This is a genomic window from Cellulomonas sp. P2_B4 (assembly GCF_056404795.1).
The window spans coordinates 1-17,396 of sequence record NZ_JBFUDI010000012.1 but is presented as its reverse complement, the minus strand read 5'-3'; the positions used below and the strand labels follow the sequence as shown (position 1 = coordinate 17,396).

The 17,396-nt window shown below is 73.9% G+C and carries 18 protein-coding genes; 13 read left to right on the top strand and 5 right to left on the bottom strand.

Features of this window, described 5'->3' with window-relative positions:
* Window positions 1-4: 4 nt before the first annotated feature.
* Window positions 5-223: an RNA-binding S4 domain-containing protein gene (locus AC1DZC_RS17310; protein WP_034622432.1), complete on the bottom strand. Its 219-nt coding sequence runs from the start codon at window positions 221-223 to the stop codon at window positions 5-7.
* Window positions 224-302: 79 nt separating this feature from the next.
* On the opposite strand from AC1DZC_RS17310, the gene hisD reads away from it, so the two are divergent.
* From hisD to AC1DZC_RS17255, 11 genes are all read left to right on the top strand, one after another.
* Window positions 303-1,625 carry a histidinol dehydrogenase gene (hisD, locus tag AC1DZC_RS17305; RefSeq protein ID WP_477044136.1) on the top strand — a complete coding sequence of 441 codons (1,323 nt, stop codon included), beginning with the start codon at window positions 303-305 and terminating at the stop codon, window positions 1,623-1,625.
* A 73-nt stretch (window positions 1,626-1,698) separates the two neighbouring features.
* Entirely contained in the window at window positions 1,699-2,721 is a 1,023-nt protein-coding gene (locus AC1DZC_RS17300; protein WP_477040804.1) for a 3-oxoacyl-ACP synthase III, read from the top strand.
* The gene (locus AC1DZC_RS17295) at window positions 2,718-5,315 is read left to right on the top strand and encodes an alpha/beta fold hydrolase (protein ID WP_477044135.1); all 2,598 of its coding nucleotides are present in this window, start codon (window positions 2,718-2,720) and stop codon (window positions 5,313-5,315) included. Before AC1DZC_RS17300 ends, AC1DZC_RS17295 begins: the two co-directional genes overlap by 4 nt.
* The gene (locus AC1DZC_RS17290) at window positions 5,312-6,301 is read left to right on the top strand and encodes an NAD-dependent epimerase/dehydratase family protein (RefSeq protein WP_477044134.1); all 990 of its coding nucleotides are present in this window, start codon (window positions 5,312-5,314) and stop codon (window positions 6,299-6,301) included. Before AC1DZC_RS17295 ends, AC1DZC_RS17290 begins: the two co-directional genes overlap by 4 nt.
* 9 nt (window positions 6,302-6,310) lie before the next feature.
* On the top strand, window positions 6,311-7,432 hold the full coding sequence (locus AC1DZC_RS17285; protein WP_477044133.1) for a histidinol-phosphate transaminase: 1,122 nt from the start codon (window positions 6,311-6,313) through the stop codon (window positions 7,430-7,432).
* On the top strand, window positions 7,429-8,043 hold the full coding sequence (gene hisB, locus AC1DZC_RS17280) for an imidazoleglycerol-phosphate dehydratase HisB (RefSeq protein WP_477040808.1): 615 nt from the start codon (window positions 7,429-7,431) through the stop codon (window positions 8,041-8,043). Before AC1DZC_RS17285 ends, hisB begins: the two co-directional genes overlap by 4 nt.
* The gene (locus AC1DZC_RS17275) at window positions 8,040-8,531 is read left to right on the top strand and encodes a hypothetical protein (protein WP_477040809.1); all 492 of its coding nucleotides are present in this window, start codon (window positions 8,040-8,042) and stop codon (window positions 8,529-8,531) included. The genes hisB and AC1DZC_RS17275 overlap by 4 nt, the downstream gene beginning before the upstream one ends.
* A 9-nt stretch (window positions 8,532-8,540) precedes the next feature.
* On the top strand, window positions 8,541-10,295 hold the full coding sequence (locus AC1DZC_RS17270; RefSeq protein WP_477044132.1) for a cation:proton antiporter: 1,755 nt from the start codon (window positions 8,541-8,543) through the stop codon (window positions 10,293-10,295).
* Window positions 10,296-10,353: 58 nt separating this feature from the next.
* The gene (locus tag AC1DZC_RS17265) at window positions 10,354-10,986 is read left to right on the top strand and encodes a type 1 glutamine amidotransferase family protein (RefSeq protein WP_477044131.1); all 633 of its coding nucleotides are present in this window, start codon (window positions 10,354-10,356) and stop codon (window positions 10,984-10,986) included.
* Window positions 10,983-11,723, top strand: a complete 741-nt coding sequence (gene priA / locus AC1DZC_RS17260) for a bifunctional 1-(5-phosphoribosyl)-5-((5-phosphoribosylamino)methylideneamino)imidazole-4-carboxamide isomerase/phosphoribosylanthranilate isomerase PriA (RefSeq protein ID WP_477040812.1) — start codon at window positions 10,983-10,985, stop codon at window positions 11,721-11,723. The genes AC1DZC_RS17265 and priA overlap by 4 nt, the downstream gene beginning before the upstream one ends.
* Window positions 11,724-11,725: 2 nt before the next feature.
* Window positions 11,726-12,457 carry an SseB family protein gene (locus AC1DZC_RS17255; RefSeq protein ID WP_477044130.1) on the top strand — a complete coding sequence of 244 codons (732 nt, stop codon included), beginning with the start codon at window positions 11,726-11,728 and terminating at the stop codon, window positions 12,455-12,457.
* A gap of 9 nt (window positions 12,458-12,466) precedes the next feature.
* Here AC1DZC_RS17255 and AC1DZC_RS17250 read toward each other — a convergent pair whose 3' ends face one another.
* From AC1DZC_RS17250 to AC1DZC_RS17240, 3 genes are read right to left on the bottom strand one after another with little or no spacing between them, the layout of a single operon-like run.
* A complete protein-coding gene (locus AC1DZC_RS17250; RefSeq protein WP_477044129.1) occupies window positions 12,467-12,883 on the bottom strand; it encodes a hypothetical protein in 417 nt (138 codons plus the stop codon).
* A gap of 17 nt (window positions 12,884-12,900) precedes the next feature.
* A complete protein-coding gene (locus AC1DZC_RS17245) occupies window positions 12,901-13,626 on the bottom strand; it encodes a S1C family serine protease (protein ID WP_477044128.1) in 726 nt (241 codons plus the stop codon).
* Window positions 13,623-14,426: a hypothetical protein gene (locus AC1DZC_RS17240; RefSeq protein ID WP_477044127.1), complete on the bottom strand. Its 804-nt coding sequence runs from the start codon at window positions 14,424-14,426 to the stop codon at window positions 13,623-13,625. Before AC1DZC_RS17240 ends, AC1DZC_RS17245 begins: the two co-directional genes overlap by 4 nt.
* Window positions 14,427-14,540: 114 nt before the next feature.
* Between AC1DZC_RS17240 and AC1DZC_RS17235 the strand changes: the two genes are divergently transcribed.
* Window positions 14,541-15,875 (top strand): MFS transporter, encoded by a 1,335-nt coding sequence (locus AC1DZC_RS17235; protein WP_477044126.1) that lies wholly within the window; start codon window positions 14,541-14,543, stop codon window positions 15,873-15,875.
* Here AC1DZC_RS17235 and AC1DZC_RS17230 read toward each other — a convergent pair.
* Complete coding sequence (locus AC1DZC_RS17230) at window positions 15,856-16,215, bottom strand: DUF1844 domain-containing protein (protein WP_477041153.1); 360 nt, start codon at window positions 16,213-16,215, stop codon at window positions 15,856-15,858. The genes AC1DZC_RS17235 and AC1DZC_RS17230 overlap by 20 nt on opposite strands.
* 327 nt (window positions 16,216-16,542) lie before the next feature.
* On the opposite strand from AC1DZC_RS17230, the gene infC reads away from it, so the two are divergent.
* Window positions 16,543-17,396, top strand: an 854-nt coding sequence (infC, locus tag AC1DZC_RS17225) for a translation initiation factor IF-3 (RefSeq protein ID WP_477044201.1), incomplete at its 3' end; no start/stop codon positions are given.

Sequence of the window (17,396 nt, the reverse complement as noted above, 5' to 3'; positions counted from 1 at the left end):
GTCGCTAGGCGACGGTCGCCTCCTTGTACCCGGCCGGCAGGTCGACCTCGACGACGTCACCTTTGACGAGCTGGCGACCGCGTCGGGTCTCGTCCTCGCCGTTCACGGTCACGGCGCCGTCCTCGAGCAGGGCACGCGCGTGGGCGCCGGAGTCGGCGAGGTCCGCGAGCTTGAGGAACTGCCCGAGCCGGATGGAGTCGTCGGAGATGGGGACGCTGGTCATGGCACCAGTGTGGCGCAGCGCACGCCCGCACGTTGAGCGTGGTCAGGCCCCTGATCCGGGACGGTCTTAGACTCGGCTCGTGATCACCCGCATCGACCTGCGCGGTCGCACTCTCTCGCGCCGCGAGCTCCTCGACGAGCTCCCCCGTGCAGAGGTCGACGTCGAGCACGCCGCGGAGGTCGTCGCACCCATCCTGGCCGACGTGCGCAAGCGTGGCGCGGCGGAGCTGCGTGACCTCGCCGAGCGGTTCGACGGCGTCCGTCCGGTGCACCTGCGGGTCCCCGCCGACGTGATCGCCGCCTCGGTCGGCGCGCTCGACCCCGACGTCCGGGCGGCGCTCGACGAGACGATCCGCCGCGTCCGGCTCGTGCACGCGGCGCAGCGCCCGGCGAACTTCACGGTCGAGGTGGTGCCCGGTGCGCAGGTCCGCCAGCGCTGGGTCCCGGTCCGCCGGGTCGGTCTGTACGTGCCCGGCGGTCTCGCGGTCTACCCGTCGTCCGTCGTGATGAACGTCGTCGCGGCGCAGGAGGCGGGCGTCGGCTCGCTCGCCGTGGCGTCGCCGCCGCAGAAGAACGACGGCGGCCTGCCGGACGCGGTGGTGCTGGCGACGTGCGCCCTGCTCGGGGTCGACGAGGTCTACGCCGTGGGCGGCGCGCAGGCGGTCGCGATGTTCGCGTACGGCGCGGACGGGTCCGACGACGTCGACGGCGCGATCCTGTGCGAGCCGGTCGACGTGATCACGGGTCCGGGCAACGTGTACGTGGCGGCGGCGAAGCGGCTGGTGCGTGGGGTCGTCGGGATCGACGCCGAGGCGGGCCCCACGGAGATCGCGATCCTCGCCGACGGCACCGCGGACGCGACGCACGTCGCCGCCGACCTGGTCTCCCAGGCGGAGCACGACCCTCTGGCCGCGGCCGTCCTGATCACCCCGTCCGTCGAGCTGGCCGGTTCGGTCGAGGCCAAGCTGGTCGACCGTGTCGACGCGACCGAGCACCGCGGCCGGGTGATGACCGCGCTGAGCGGCAAGCAGTCCGCGATCGTGCTCGTCGACGACCTGGAGCAGGGTCTCGAGGTGGTCAACGCCTACGGCGCCGAGCACCTCGAGATCCAGACGGTCGGCGCCGCGGAGCTGGCCGAGCGCGTGACCAGCGCCGGCGCGATCTTCGTCGGCCCCTGGTCTCCCGTCTCCCTCGGGGACTACATGGCGGGCTCCAACCACGTGCTGCCCACCGGCGGCTGCGCCCACTTCACGAGCGGGCTGGGCGTGCACTCGTTCCTGCGCGCCGTGCAGGTGATCGAGTACGACGCGGACGCCCTCGCCGAGGTCGCCGACCGCATCGTGGCCCTGGCGGACGCCGAGGGTCTGCCCGCGCACGGCGAGGCGGTGCGAGCCCGATTCTGATGACCGCGTCGTGCGCCGAGCGCACTCCCGACCGTGCCCTAAACACCTTCCCCTGCCGAAACGAGGACCGCCTGTGACGGGCAACGCGACGTTCCGCCACCGTGACGTCGCGCTCCTGGCCGTCGTCGGCATCGAGGCACCGGTCGTGGTGCCGTCCACGGTGTTCGACGAGCGTCTCGCGTCGACGCTCAAGCGCCTGCACCTGCCCAAGGGGCTGCTGTCCCGGGTCGCGGGCGTGCACGAGCGTCGCTGGTGGGACGACAAGATGACGTTCGACGACGCCGCGACCGCCGCGGGCGCCAAGGCGCTCGCCGAGGCCGGCATCGATGCCGGGGACGTGGGTCTGCTGATCAACACGTCGGTCACCCGGACGTTCCTCGAGCCCTCGGTCGCCTCCCGGATCCACTCGGGGCTGGGCCTGCCGTCCAGCGCGCTCGGCTTCGACCTGACGAACGCGTGCCTGGGCTTCGTCAACGGCATGACACTCGCCGCGCAGCTCATCGACTCCGGTCAGGTGCAGTACGCCGTGATCGTCAACGGCGAGGACCCGCGCCCCACCCAGGAGGCGACGATCGAGCGCCTGTCCAGCCCGGACAGCACGCGCGAGCAGTTCCTCGAGGAGTTCGCGACCCTGACGCTCGGCGCCGGCGCGGCCGCCGCGGTCCTCGGCCCGGCCCACCTGCACCCCGGTGCGCACCGGCTCATCGGCGGGGTCGCGCGCTCGGCCACCCAGCACCACGAGCTGTGCGTCGGCGGGGTCGACGGGATGAAGACCGACCCGGGCGGGCTGCTGGCCGGCGGCCTGGAGCTCGTCGTCGACGCCTGGAACGAGGCGCAGGACGACTGGGACTGGTCCGGGGTCGACCGGGTGGTCACCCACCAGGTGTCGTCCGTGCACACCCGCTCGATCATCGAGGCGATCAACCTCGACCCCGAGAAGGTGCCGACGACGTTCCCGCGCTGGGGCAACGTCGGACCCGCCGCGCTGCCGATGACTCTCGCGGAGCAGGCAGACTCGCTGCGCTCCGGCGACCGCGTGCTGTGCATGGGCGTCGGGTCCGGTCTGCACACGGCCATGGCCGAGATCGTCTGGTGACGGTCCGGCCCATCCCGACGGTCGCGTCCTCGCCCCCACGGGCACTGCTCGACGAGGGCGGCATCGACCCACGCTGGTCGCGCGTCGTCGACGTGCCCGGCACCCCGCACCGGAGCTGGCACCTGCTCGACAACGCGGCGACGCTCACCGACGAGCCCGTCGGGACGCTCCTGTGCGTGCACGGCAACCCGACGTGGTCGTACCTGTGGCGGCGTCTGGTCGCCGCGGGTGCCCGCGCGGAGCGCCCGTGGCGCGTGATCGCGGTCGACCAGCTGGAGATGGGCTTCTCCGAGCGGACCGGGGACACCCACCGGCTCGCCGACCGCGTCGCGGAGCTCGGCGCGCTGACCGACGCCCTCGGGCTGACCGGTCCCGTGGTGACCGTCGGGCACGACTGGGGCGGGCTGGTCAGCCTCGGCTGGGCTATCGACCACCCCGACCTGCTCGCGGGCGTGGTGCTCACCAACACGGCGGTGTTCCAGCCCGTCGACGAGCGCGTCCCGCCCGTGCTGCGCCTCGCGATGGCCCCGGCCGTGCGGCCGCTCGGCACGGTGACGACGTCGGCGTTCCTCGAGACCACGCTCGCGATCGCGCACCCGCGTCTCGACCCCGAGGTCGCCGACGCCTTTCGCGCGCCGTACCGGTCGGCCGACCGGCGCGAGGGGATCGGCGGGTTCGTCGCGGACATCCCGGCCACGGCGGAGCACCCGAGCCGGCCGGAGCTCGAGCAGATCGCCGAGGGCGTCGCGGGGCTCGACGTCCCCGCGCTGCTGCTGTGGGGTCCGCGCGACCCCGTGTTCACCGCGCGGTACCTGCGCGACCTGCGCGAGCGTCTGCCGCACGCAGACGTGCACCGGTTCGAGGGTGCCGGACACCTCGTGGTCGAGGACCGCGACGTCGCCGGGGGAGTCCTGCGCTGGCTGGACGCGCGCGGGCTGGGCCTCGGTGGCTCACCCGGACCGGAACCCACCGCGGCGGACACGCCCTACCGGCCCCTCGGGGCGGCGCTCGACGAGCGGTCGGACGACGACGGCACGGCGATTGTGGAGCTCGGCGCGCACGCGCGTCGCGCCAGCTGGCGGGCCCTGGCGGCCCGGACCGACGAGCTGGCGCGCGGCCTGGCCGCCTACGAGGTCAAGCCGGGGGACCGCGTCGCGCTGCTCGTCCCGCCGGGCGTGGACCTCACCTCGATCCTCTACGCGTGCCTGCGCCTGGGGGCCGTGGTGGTCGTCGCGGACGCGGGCCTCGGCGTGCAGGGGCTCACGCGTGCGGTGCGCGCGGCCGAGCCGACGGTCGTGATCGGCATCGAGCGTGCGCTGGTCGCGGCCCGCTGGCTGCGCTGGGCGCCGACGCTGATCAGCGCGGGCCCGCTGCGTCCCGGCGTGCGTCGAGCGCTCGGCGTCGCCGCGTCGCTCGACGAGGTCGCCGCGCTCGGCCGGTCCTGGGAGGAGGAGCTGCCCTGGCCCGCTCCCGACGAGGACGCGGCGATCCTGTTCACCTCGGGCTCGACCGGGCCGGCCAAGGGCGTCGCCTACACGCACCGCCGGCTCGCCGCGATGCGCGACGCGGTGGGCGGCACGTACGGCATCGGCCCCGACAGCCCGCTGGTCGCGGCGTTCGCGCCGTTCGTGCTCCTCGGACCCGCGCTCGGTGCCACCAGCGTGAGCCCCGACATGGACGTGACCTCGCCCGGCTCGCTCACCGCGTCCGCGCTCGCCGAGGCCGTGCGGGCGATCGACGGCTCGGTCGTCTTCGCGTCGCCGGCCGCGCTCCGCAACGTGGTCCGCACCGCGGACGGGCTCGCGACGCACGATCGCGCGGCTCTCGCGGGCGTGCGGCTCTTCCTGTCGGCGGGAGCGCCCGTGCCGCCGGAGCTGCTGGAGTCTGCCGTCGCGGTCATGCCGAACGCCGACGCGCACACGCCGTACGGGATGACCGAGTCGCTGCTGGTCAGCGACGTCTCCCTGGACGAGCTGCGCATTGCGGGCACCGGCGACGGCGTCTGCGTCGGCCGCCCCGTCCACGGCGCACGGATTGCGACCAGCGCCCTCGGGCCGGACGGCGAGGCTCTCGGCGCCCCCGGGACCGATCCGGGCGTCACGGGCGAGGTCCTCGTCTCGGCACCGCACGTCAAGGAGCGCTACGACGGCCTCTGGCTCACGCAGGAGGCCTCCGCGCGCGACGCGGGTTGGCACCGGACCGGCGACGTGGGGCATCTCGACGCGGACGGGCGGCTCTGGATCGAGGGCCGGCTGGCCCACGTGGTCGTCACGGCGTCCGGCGTGGTCACGCCGGTCGGTCTGGAGCACCGGGCGCAGACGGTCGAGGGGGTGCGCGCGGCGGCGGTCGTCGGCGTCGGACCCCGCGGGACGGAGCAGGTGGTCGTCGTCGTCGAGACCGGGTCCCCGTCGGCCCTCGTCGCGGATCCCGTGCTGGCCGCGAGCGTCCGCGAGGCCCTGGAGCCGACCGACGTCGCGGCCGTCCTGGTCGCGCCACGCCTGCCCACGGACGTCCGGCACAACTCGAAGGTCGACCGGACCCGCGTCGCCGGCTGGGCGGCGAAGGTGCTGGCGGGGGAACGGGCGAGCCTGTGACCCGGGTGCTGGTCACCGGCGCGAGCGGCATGCTCGGGCGCGGTGTCGCGGCGCGGCTCGTCGCCGACGGGCACGACGTCCGCACCCTGCAGCGCGGCGCGTCCGGTGTGGCGACGGACGTGCGGGGCTCGGTCACCGACGACGACGCCGTGGCGGAGGCGGTGCGCGACCGCGAGGCGGTGATCCACCTCGCGGCGAAGGTCTCGATCACCGGCCCGCTCGCCGAGTACGAGGACGTGAACGTCGGCGGCACCCGACGGTTGCTGCGGGCGGCGAGGGACGCCGGCGTCGCCCGGTTCGTGCACGTCTCCTCGCCGTCGGTCGCGCACCTCGGGACCTCCCTGGCCGGTGCCGGCGCCGGACCGGCGGACCCCGAGCACGCGCGCGGGAGCTACGCACGCACCAAGGCAGCCGCGGAGCTGCTGGCGCTCGCCGCCGACGACGCGCACGGGATGCGCGTGATCGTCGTGCGGCCGCACGTCGTCTGGGGGCCGGGGGACACCCAGCTCGTCGGCCGGATCGTCGACCGTGCCCGCTCCGGGCGACTCCCGGTGCTCGGCGCCGGGGCCGCGCTCATCGACACGACGTACATCGACAACGCGGTCGACGCGCTCGTCGCCGCGCTGGCCGCGCCGGCGGAGGCGTGCGGCGAGGCGTACGTGGTGACCAACGGCGAGCCGCGTCCGGTGGTCGAGCTGCTCGCGGGCATCTGCACGGCCTCCGGCGTGCCGGTGCCGCACCGGCACGTGCCGGCGGTCGTCGCGCGCGCCGCCGGCGGTCTGCTCGACGCCGCGTGGGCGAGGCTGCCCCTGCCCGGCGAGCCACCCCTGACCCGGTTCGTCGCCGAACAGCTCTCGACCGCGCACTGGTTCGACCAGCGACGCACCCGGGAGGCGCTGGACTGGGAGCCGGTGGTGAGACTCGACGAGGGTCTCGAACGGCTCGCGTCCTGGACCGCCGCGGAGCGGGACCGGCACGTTCCCTAGACTCGGCACGTGACTGCACAAGCCCGTCCCGCACCCGCGGCGCTCCCGCTGCGCCCCGAGCTCGAGGGGATCTCGCCGTACGGCGCTCCGCACCTCGACGTGCCGGTGGTGCTCAACGTCAACGAGAACCCGTACGGCCCCTCGGAGCAGGTCGTCGCCGACATCGCGGCCGCCGTCGCCGAGGCCGCGACCGGGCTGAACCGGTACCCCGACCGCGACTTCGTCGCGCTGCGAACCGAGCTCGCGGACTACCTGCTCGTCGAGTCCGGCGTCTCGGTCGCCCCGGAGCAGGTCTGGGCAGCCAACGGGTCCAACGAGGTCATGCTGCACATCCTGCAGGCGTTCGGCGGACCCGGTCGGACCGCGCTGTCGTTCGCGCCGACGTACTCGATGTACCCCGAGTACGCCCGCGACACGTCGACCACCTGGGTGGCCGGCCGCCGCGAGGAGGACTTCGGGCTCGACCCGGACGTCGCCGTCGCCGCGATCGCGCAGCACGCCCCGTCGGTGATCCTGCTGGCCAGCCCGAACAACCCCACGGGCACCGCCTTGCCGGCGCGCACCGTCCTGGCCGTGCTGGACGCCGCGGCGCGCGTGCCGGGCGGCTGCGTGGTCGTCGTCGACGAGGCCTACGGCGAGTTCCGCCGGACCGGCACCCCGTCGGCGCTCGAGCTGCTCGCCGACCACCCGCACCTGGCCGTGAGCCGCACCATGTCCAAGGCGTTCGGCCTGGCCGGCGCACGCGTCGGCTACCTCGCGGCGTCGACCGCGTTCGTCGACGCGCTCACGGTGGTGCGGCTGCCGTACCACCTGTCGGCCGTGACGCAGGCGACCGCCCGCGCGGCGCTGCGTCACGCACCCGAGCTGATGGCCCAGGTCGGGTCGCTGCGCGACGAGCGCGACGCCCTCGTGACCTGGCTGCGGGACCGCGGGCTGACGGTCGCCGACTCCGACGCGAACTTCGTGCTGTTCGGGGTGTTCGACGACCGGCACGCAATCTGGCAGGGTCTGCTCGACCGTGGCGTCCTGATCCGTGAGGTCGGCCCGGACGGATGGCTGCGCGTGTCGGTCGGCACGCCGCAGGAGACGCAGGCGTTCAAGGACGCCCTGGTGGAGGTGGCATCGTTGTGAGCCCCAAGACGACTGCTCGCACCGCGCGCATCGAGCGCGCGACGAGCGAGTCCAGCGTGCTCGTCGAGCTCGACCTGGACGGGACCGGTCGCACGGACATCTCGACGACGGTCCCGTTCTACGACCACATGCTCACCGCGCTCGGCAAGCACTCGCTCATCGACCTCACGGTCAGGGCGACCGGCGACACCGACATCGACGCGCACCACACGGTCGAGGACGTGGCCATCACGATCGGCCAGGCCCTTCGCCAGGCGCTCGGGGACAAGCGCGGCATCTCGCGGTTCGGCGACGCCACGGTGCCCCTCGACGAGGCGCTGGCGCAGGCCGTGGTCGACGTCTCCGGCCGCCCGTACCTCGTGCACACCGGCGAGCCGCCCGGGCAGGAGTACCACCTCATCGGCGGGCACTTCACCGGGTCGCTGACGCGGCACGTGCTCGAGTCGATCGCGCACCACGCCGCGTTCAGCATCCACGTCCGCGTGCTGGCCGGCCGCGACCCGCACCACATCGTCGAGGCGCAGTTCAAGGCCCTGGCCCGCGCCCTGCGGTTCGCGGTCGAGCTGGACCCGCGGGTGGACGGGATCCCGTCGACGAAGGGCGCGCTGTGACCGACCTCCCCGACGACTTCGAGGTTCCCGACGACCTGTCGTCGCTGCTCGACGGCACCACCGAGGAGCCGTCGGTCGCACTCCTCCTGACGCCCGTCGCGCAGGCGGCCCCGCTCGCGGCGACGTGCGTGCTGGCCAAGGTCGACGCGGACGTCGTGCTCAGCGACGTCGGCGCGATCGGCGTCCTGCGTGCGCCGGCCGCCGCCCGGGCCGCGGCCGCCGCGGTCTCGCAGCTGCTGCGCCAGGTGCCGATCGTGCTCATGGAGCGTCGCGAGGGCCAGATCACGGCGACCCGGTGGATGGGTGGTGCCCAGCAGGGCGACAACCTGCCGCCCGGGCTCGTGCTCTCGGACGCGCCGCCCGTGCTGGAGGACCTGCTGCTCGGCTCGGTCGAGGTCGGGTCGCTGGACGGCGTCGTGCCCACCGAGGGCATCTCGCGCTGGAAGGCGCTGCGCATGATCACCGGAGCAGGTAAGCCCAAGAAGTAGGGAGCCGGCATGGAGGTCGCACCGGCCCTCGTCGTCGCGGTCATCGGCATCGTCGCGGTCACGCGGCTGGCGCCGAAGGTCGGCGTCGCCGCGCCGCTGCTCCTCCTCGCGCTCGGTGTCGTCGCCAGCTTCGTCCCGGGTGCACCGGACCTGACGATCGAGCCGGAGTGGATCCTGGCGGGCGTCCTGCCGCCGCTGCTCTACTCCTCGGCGGTCTCCATGCCGGGGATGGACTTCCGGCGCGACTTCGGCGCGATCGGCGGGCTCTCGGTCGTGCTCGTCGTCGTCAGCGCCGTCGGGCTCGGGCTGTTCTTCTCCTGGGCGCTGGACCTGAGCCTCGCGACGGGCATCGCCCTCGGTGCGGTGGTGAGCCCCACCGACGCCGTCGCCACCTCGATCACCAGACGGCTGGGTGTCTCGTCGCGGCTGGTCACTGTGCTCGAGGGCGAGAGCCTGCTCAACGACGCCTCCGCGCTCGTCCTGCTCCGCTCGGCGATCGCGGCGACGGCCGTGTCCGTCTCGCTGTGGGGTGTGCTCGGCGACTTCGTCTTCGCGGTCCTGGTCGCGGCGGCGATCGGGGTGGTCGTCGGTGTCCTCAACCTGCGGGTGCGCGCCTCGATCCCCGAGCCTGCCGCGAACACGGCCGTCTCGTTCGTCGCGCCCTTCGTCGCGTTCCTGCCCGCCGAGCACCTGGGGGCCTCGGGCCTCGTCGCGGCCGTCGTCGCCGGCCTGGTGACCGGCCAGGGGGCGCCGCGGTTCCTGCGCCCGCAGGACCGGATCGCGGAGGAGTCGAACTGGCGGACGGTCGAGCTGCTGCTCGAGGGGGCCGTGTTCCTGCTGATGGGCTACGAGCTGCAACAGCTCGTGGCGGGCGTGCGCGACGGCGGCTCGTCGGTGTGGCCCGCGGTCGGGCTGGGGTGCGCGGCGATCGTCCTGACGCTGGTCGTGCGCGGCCTGTACGTCTCCCCGCTCGTCTGGTGGCTCACCAAGAAGGCGGGCGCCAGCGACCGCATGAAGGAGCGCTACGCCCAGGTCAACGACACGCTCGCCGCCGACGAGTCGGTGGGGCCGCGGTCCGAGCGCCGGCGACAGAACTGGACGCGGCGCATGACGCGCGGGCTCGCGGACATCGACTACCTGGTCTCGTCGCCCCTGGGTGCGCGCGAGGGCGTGGTGCTCGTCTGGGCCGGCATGCGCGGCGCGGTGACGCTCGCGGCCGCGCAGACGCTGCCGGAGGGCACGCCGCAGCGCGAGCTGCTCATCCTCATCGCGTTCGTCGTCGCGGCGGGCAGCCTCCTGGTGCAGGGCGGGACGCTGCCGTGGGTGGTCCGCCGCCTCGGCCTGGGCTCGTCGGGACCTCCCGACAACGACCCGGAGCGCGCCGAGCTGCTGCAGGCGATGTCGCACGCGGCCCTGACGATGCTCGACGACCCCACGCTGCTGCGCCACGACGGGTCGCCCTACGACGAGCAGCTCCTGCGGGGGATGCGACAGGTGTCGGAGCGCCGCGCGGCGGACTTCGCGGCCGAGGAGCCGCGCTCGATGAGCGACCAGATGCTCGAGCTGCAGCTGGCCGTCATCAAGGCGCAGCGTGAGGTTCTGCTCGACGCACGCATGGACGGCACGTTCAGCTCGGGCGCACTCAGCGGTGCGCTCGCCATCCTCGACGCGGACCAGATCAGCGCCGAGCTCAAGGGCGCCCCGACCGACGACGGAGCGGTAGCGAAGCGCAGGCTCAGTCGGACCACGAGAACCGACGACTGAGCCGTCTCGCGGACCGGCGCTGTGCGCGCGCCCTCAGACGTGAAGGTAACTTTGCCGGGTGCCGAATCCCACCGTCGTCGTCCTCGACCACGGCTCAGGCGACGCGACCGGCTTCGTCGCCGCGCTGGAGCGTGCGGGCGCGTCGGCGGTCCTGAGCGCGGACAAGCGCAGCGGGCTCGTCGCGGACGGCCTGGTGATCGTCGGGGACGGCGACCTCGCCGACCTGATGGCCGGGATCCGTGCCGCCGGTGCCGACCAGGTGATCGACCGCCGGCTAGCGGGCGGACGCGCCGTCCTCGCGGTCGACGTCGGGCTGCACGCGATGTTCACCGGGCCGGGTGTCGAGGGCCTCGAGGAGTGGCCCGGCGCCGTCGAGCCGCACGAGCACGACGGCTGGTCGACGGTCGAGGTGCCGCCGGAGTCCGTCCTGTTCGCCGGCCTGGAGGACGCAGCCTTCCGCTTCGCGCACGCCTACGCCGCCCGCCGGTTCCCGCTGCTCGAGACCTGGCCGTCCGACACCCGTCTGAACGCACCCGTCGTCACGTGGGCGCGGCACGACGAGCCGTTCGTCGCCGCGGTCGAGAACGGCCCCCTGACCGCGCTGCAGCTGCGACCCGAGCTCTCGGGCGACGCGGGCGCCACCGTCCTGACCCGCTGGGTCGCCTCGCTGAACCAGGAGAAGCACCCATGACCGAACGCCTCGAGCTGCTGCCCGCCGTCGACGTCGCCGACGGGCAGGCCGTCCGGCTCACCCAGGGCGCCGCCGGCACCGAGACCGGGTACGGCGACCCGTTGTCGGCCGCGCTCGACTGGTACGCCGGCGGCGCGGAGTGGATCCACCTGGTCGACCTCGACGCCGCCTTCGGGCGCGGGACGAACGCGGCCCTGCTGGCCGAGGTGACCACCGAGCTGGCCGGCAAGGGCGTCAAGGTCGAGCTGTCCGGCGGCATCCGCGACGACGCCTCGGTCGAGTGGGCCCTCTCCACGGGCGCGACCCGGATGAACCTCGGCACCGCGGCGCTCGAGAACCCGTCGTGGACGGCGCGGATGATCGGGCAGTACGGCGACAAGATCGCGGTCGGGCTCGACGTACGCGGCACCACGCTGGCGGCCCGCGGCTGGACCAAGGACGGGGGCGACCTCTGGGAGGTGCTCTCCCGCCTCGAGGACGTCGGCTGCGAGCGCTACGTGGTCACCGACGTGACCAAGGACGGCATGCTCAACGGTCCGAACGTCGAGCTCCTGAAGCAGATGTGCGCGAAGACCGACGCCCCCGTGGTCGCGTCCGGTGGCGTGTCGAGCCTCGAGGACATCCGCGTGCTGCGCACCCTCGTGCCGCTGGGCGTGGAGGGCTCGATCGTCGGCAAGGCGCTCTACGCGGGCGCGTTCACGCTTCCCGAGGCCTTGGACGTCGCCGGCAGGCCGTGACCGTGGCCGGACGCGAGCTGCCGCCGTCGTCGCCGTTCGCCGGGGACGACGGCACCGCCGACCCCGCAGTCGCCGCGTCGCTGAGCGCGATGAGCGACGGGAGCGGTTCGGTGGCCGACGTCGTCGGGGCCCTGCACGGCACGCGTGTGCTGGTGCCCGTGCTGGCCGAGCTGGAGGTCGAGGACGTCGTCGTGCACGACGGGCACGCGCACACGGTCGACAAGGAGGCCTCGGCGGGCATCGTCGCCCTGCAGGCTCCCGACGGTCGCACCGCGCTGCCGGTGTTCACGTCCGTCGCGGCGATGACGGCGTGGCGGCCGGACGCCCGGCCGGTGCCGTCGGACGTCGCCCGGGCCGCGCTCTCGGCGGTGACCGAGGGCTGGGAGGTCCTCGTCGTCGACCCCGGCGGCCCGACGACCGTCCTGCTCCCGCGGCCGGCCGTCTGGGCGCTCGCGCAGCAGCAGCCGTGGGTGCCCGCGGTCGGGCCGGACGGGGTCGACGCCTCCGTGAAGGACGCGATCGTCGCCGCGGTCGCGCCGGTGCGGGGGGTCGTCGCCGTGGACGCGGTGCCCGGGACGCGCGCGGAGGTCGCGGTGGTGGTCGACCTCGTGCCCGGCCTGGACCGCACCGGCCTCGACGCGGTCCTCGCCGGCGTCAACGCAGCTCTGGGCAGCGTCGAGCTCGTCGCCGAGCGCGTCGACTCGCTCGAGCTGCGGCCGCGCTCCGCGCGCTGAGCCCGTTCCCTAGCGCCGCTTGACGGCCCAGGCGAGCGCGATCACCGAGACCACGAACGCGCCGACCAGCTGCCCGCCCAGGATCACGCGGTTGACGTCGAGGGTCGGCTGCCAGTGCGTGCCGGTGTCGTCGACGACGAACACGCCGACCGCCTTGACGTGCGTGGCGTACCCGCCGCCCCCGCCGTGCCCCTCGCTCGCACTGCGCTCATTCCCCTTCTCGGACTCGGCCGCCCCGGTCTCCCCGTGGTGCGGCACCGCCATCTCGCCGCCGCCCGCGCCCGAGCCGGTGGCACCCCAGACGCGCGCGACGGGGATGACCAGCGTCCCGGCGCGCTCGTAGGCCTCCCCGAACACGCGCCGCACCGTGATCGAGTCGTTCGCTGCGTTCGTCAGGCTCGCGGGGTCGAAGCGCGGTGTGCCCATGGTCGTCCTCCGGTCGGTCAGCTGGTGCAGGGCGTCAGCGGCGTGAATGCGGTGTCGTCGTCCAGCATGGACCGCAAAGTGCTCACGGGCACCACAAAGCTGTGCCCGTTCATGTCCTTCGCGTAGACCACGCCGACGACACGCCCGTCGGCGTCCAGGACGGCCGAACCGGAGCTGCCGGGCTCGACCGGCGCGTCCGTCACCAGCACCTCCCCGAGGGTGGCGTTCAACGGATCGGTCTGACGTGAGACGACGTGCCCGGGCGTCACCGTCAGCGCCCGCCCCAGGGGATAACCGACGACGGTCACGGCGTCGCCGATCTGGGCGTCGGACTCCGCGAGCTCCGGGGCCGCCGGGAGCGTGTCGGACGTCCGCACGATCGCGAGATCGGCCAGACCGGCCGTGGCGGCCTCGTTCCCGGGCAGGTCCCGCCCGTCGTACGTGCTGACCTGGAGGGTCGAGGTGTCCGCCACGACGTGCTTGTTGGTGATGACGGTGTGATCGTCGATCGCGAAGCCCGAGCCGGTCGACAGCGCCCCGCACCCGATGTTGCGGATGCGGACGGCGATGCGCTGGGCGGTGTCGAAGCCGTCGGGGGAGAGGTTTCCCGACGAGGTCGGCTCCGGCGCCGGACCGATCGTCGGCTCGACGCGCGACGGCACCGGGTCGGGCATCGCGGGCAGCGCGCTGCACCCGGCGAGCACGCCGACCACCACGACGGCGCCGACGAGCCTGCGCATCATCGGGTCAGCTCGGCCTGCAGCGCTGCGTTCGCGTCGGTGGCCTGCGAGCACAGCGTCTGGACGTCCTGCCCGAACTGCGTCAGCTGGGCCGCGTCGTACTTCTCGGACTCCTTGAGGTACCCGATGAGCTTCTGCTGGCCGGTGACGCAGGCGGCCAGCGCCGTCGCCACCTGGCCGGCGGCCTGCGAGACGCGGGACTGGTAGTCGGCGAGCTGCTGCTGCGTCGCGCTCGTGTCGCCCAGCTGCGCCTTCTCGTTGGCGAGGTCGGTGATGCGCGTCTGCGCCGTGGCGAGCTGCGCGGTGGTCGTGTCGAGCTCCGCCTGGGTCGTCGCGAGCTCGCTCTGCGTCGCGGCCAGCTCCGTCGCACTCTCGTTCGCCAGCTTCTCCCACCCGGCGCTCGAGTCCTCCCACGCACTCGTCGTCGTGAGCATGCGGGCGAGGAGCAGCCCGGAGGCGACGAGGACGAGCACCAGGACGACCGACAAGACGACGATCGCGATCCGTGCCCCGCGCCGCCGGCGAGGCGCCGTCGGGGCCGGGCCGCCCGGAGCCTCGAGGGCCGCGGGCACGGGGACCGGCTCGGCGGGCGCCCCGGGCGCCACAGGATCGGGGACCGGCTCGCCTGAGGCGGGCGGAGTGGTGGCGGCGGGTGCCGGGGGCGGAACGGGCGCGGCCAGCGGGTGCCCGGCGGAGAACCAGCCGGCATGCGCGTACCCGACCTCGTCGGCCCGCGCGGGCTGCGCCTCCGGGACGGGGCGCGTCGGCATCTCGTCGCTCGGTCGGGGGTCGTCGGGCGCCATCGGTTCAGGATAGGAGGCCCGACCGTGTGGTCTTCGCCACAGGTGGACCCGGATGTCCGGGTCGTACCGAAATCAGGGCGAGAGCAGGTCTGCGCACCCCGCACAATCGAGCACATGCCCACCACGACCTACGGAGCTGTGCTGCGCCTGCCCGGCGTCGCGCGTCTCTTCGTCGTGTCCTTCATCGCCCGGATCCCGGCCGCGATGATCGGGGTCGTCCTCACCCTGCACGTGGTCACCAGCCTCGGTCGCGGGTACGCCCAGGCGGGCGTCGTCGTCGGCTCGGCCACGATCGGGATGGCGCTCGGTGCGCCGTGGCGTGGCCGGCTGGTCGACACGTTCGGCCTCCGGCGCGCGATCGCACCGTCGGTCGTCGTGGAGTCGGCCGTCTGGTTCGCCGCGCCGCACCTGTCCTACGAGGCCCTGATCGCTGCGGTGTTCCTCGGCGGCCTGTTCCTCGTGCCCGTCTTCTCGGTCTCGCGGCAGTCGCTGTCCGTCCTGGTGCCCATCCAGCACCAGCGGCCCGCGTTCGCCCTCGACTCGGTCGCCGTCGAGCTGACCTTCATGCTCTCGCCGGTCGTCGGGGTGCTCCTGGCGACCCAGGTGTCGACGTCGTTCGCCCTGACCGTCGTCGGGACCCTGACCGTCCTGGCTGGCCTGCTGCTGATGTGGGCCAACCCGCCCACGCGGTCCGCGGTCACCGTGCAGGTCTCCGACGAGGTCGCGCCGGGCCGCCTGCTGACGCCGGCGCTGATCGTCGTGCTGCTCGCCGGCGTCGCCGCGGCGTTCGTCCTCGTCGGCACCGACGTGTCGCTGGTCGCCACCCTCAACGACGCCGGCCGCTCTGCGGACATCGGCTGGATGATCGCGCTGTGGGCCGGCGGCTCGGTGATCGGCGGCCTGGTCCACGGGACGGCCCGACGCACGCCGTCCCCGCTGGTGCTCGTCGCGGTCCTCGCGCTGGCCACGGTCCCCGCCGCGTTCGCCCAGGGTCAGCTCTGGCTCGCGGTCGCGGTCGTCGTCGCGGGTCTGCCGTGCGCTCCCGCGCTGGCGTCGATCAACGCCACGCTCGTCCGGCTGGTGCCCGAGGGGCGCCGCGGCGAGGTCATGGGCTGGAGCGGCACCATGTCGACCGTCGGCAACGCGCTCGGGGCGCCGCTGTGCGGGGCCGTGATCGACCGCGCGACGCCCGGTGCCGGGTTCCTCACGGCGTCGGTCGTCGGCGGCGGCATCGCCGTGGCCGGGCTGGTCGCGCTGCGCCTCGGTCGTCGCCGGACGCCGGCACCCGTCGCAGCCGCGCCGGTCCGGGCCGCCGAGCCGCCGCGCCTGCCGCGGTCCGTGTCCGCGGACGCCCGTCGGCACTCGGTCCGGCACGGTCTGCGCCCCCGCGCGGTCCGTCGACGGGAGCGGGACGTGGCCCGGACGGCGGTCAGACGACCGAGCCGGTGAACTTCTCGCCGGGCCCGTCGCCGGGGGCGTCCGGGAACGGCGACGCCTCGCGGAACGCGAGCTGCAGCGAGCGCAGACCGTCGCGCAGCGAGCGGGCGTGCTGGTTGCCGATGTCCGGGGCCGACGCGGTGACCAGCGCGGCGAGCGCCGTGATGAGCTTGCGGGCCTCGTCGAGGTCCATGTAGTCAGCTCCGGCACCGTCCGGTCCGTCCTCCGCGAGGCCGCACTTCACAGCGGCCGCGCTCATGAGGTGGACGGCGGCCGTGGTGATGACCTCGACGGCGGCCACGTCGGCGATGTCCCGGGTGGCGTCGGCGGTGGGGTCGGTGCTCTGCGACATGCCTAGATCGTCTCACCACGGACGCGGGCTACGGTCCCGAGCTGTGCGGCCCCGATTCGGTCCGAGCGGCCTCCTCTGGTAGTCTTGACCGCTGACTGACCTGGACGGCTGAACGTTGGCTGCCCAGGCGCACAAGTGGAGTCCTCTCCCACCTTGGCCTCGAATGCTCGAAGCGATCTCGACTCGCTCCGACGACAGAGACCGGGTCACAGTCCGCACCGGACGGCAAAAGCCGCTCCCGGTCGCGTGAGCATGGCCACGGCTGTGCACACGTAGCGGATGTACTGAGGCCTCCTCCTGTGACCAGGACGGGGGCCTTCCTCGTTCCTGGCGGTCCACCACCACGAACCTGAGGAGCACCACATCAGCGAGCCCCGCATCAACGATCGGATCCGCGTAGCCGAGGTCCGCCTGGTCGGCCCCAACGGCGAGCAGGTCGGCATCGTGCGCGTGGAGGACGCCCTGCGCCTGGCCCAGGACGCCGACCTCGACCTCGTCGAGGTCGCCCCTGACGCTCGTCCGCCGGTCTGCAAGATCATGGACTACGGCAAGTTCAAGTACGAAGCAGACATGAAGGCCCGCGAGGCCCGGCGGAACCAGACCAACACGGTCCTCAAGGAGATCCGCTTCCGGCTGAAGATCGACCCGCACGACTACGGCACCAAGAAGGGCCACGTCGAGCGGTTCCTCACGGCCGGCGACAAGGTCAAGGTCATGATCATGTTCCGCGGCCGCGAGCAGTCGCGCCCGGAGATGGGCATCCGCCTGCTGCAGCGGCTCGCCGACGACGTCAGCGAGCTGGGCTTCGTCGAGAGCTCGCCGAAGCAGGACGGCCGCAACATGATCATGGTGCTCGGCCCGAACAAGAAGAAGGCCGACCAGAAGCAGGAGCAGCGCCGTGCGGCGCAGGCTGCTGCGCAGCGCGAGGCGAACGCGGCAGCCGCTGCGGCCGCCGCCGCGCAGAAGACCGCCCCTGCTGAGGCTCCCGTCGAGGCTCCGGCCGTCGTCGAGACGCCGGTCGCGGCTCCCGCCCCGGTCGTCGAGGCTGTCGAGGTCGTCGAGACCGCAGCACCCGCTGCCGTCGAGACGCCGGCCGCCCCGGCCGCTCAGGCTGCTCCGGTCGCCCCCGCTGCTCCGGCAGCACCGCGACCCGCCGCCGCGCCCCRCCCGGCTGCCGCCGC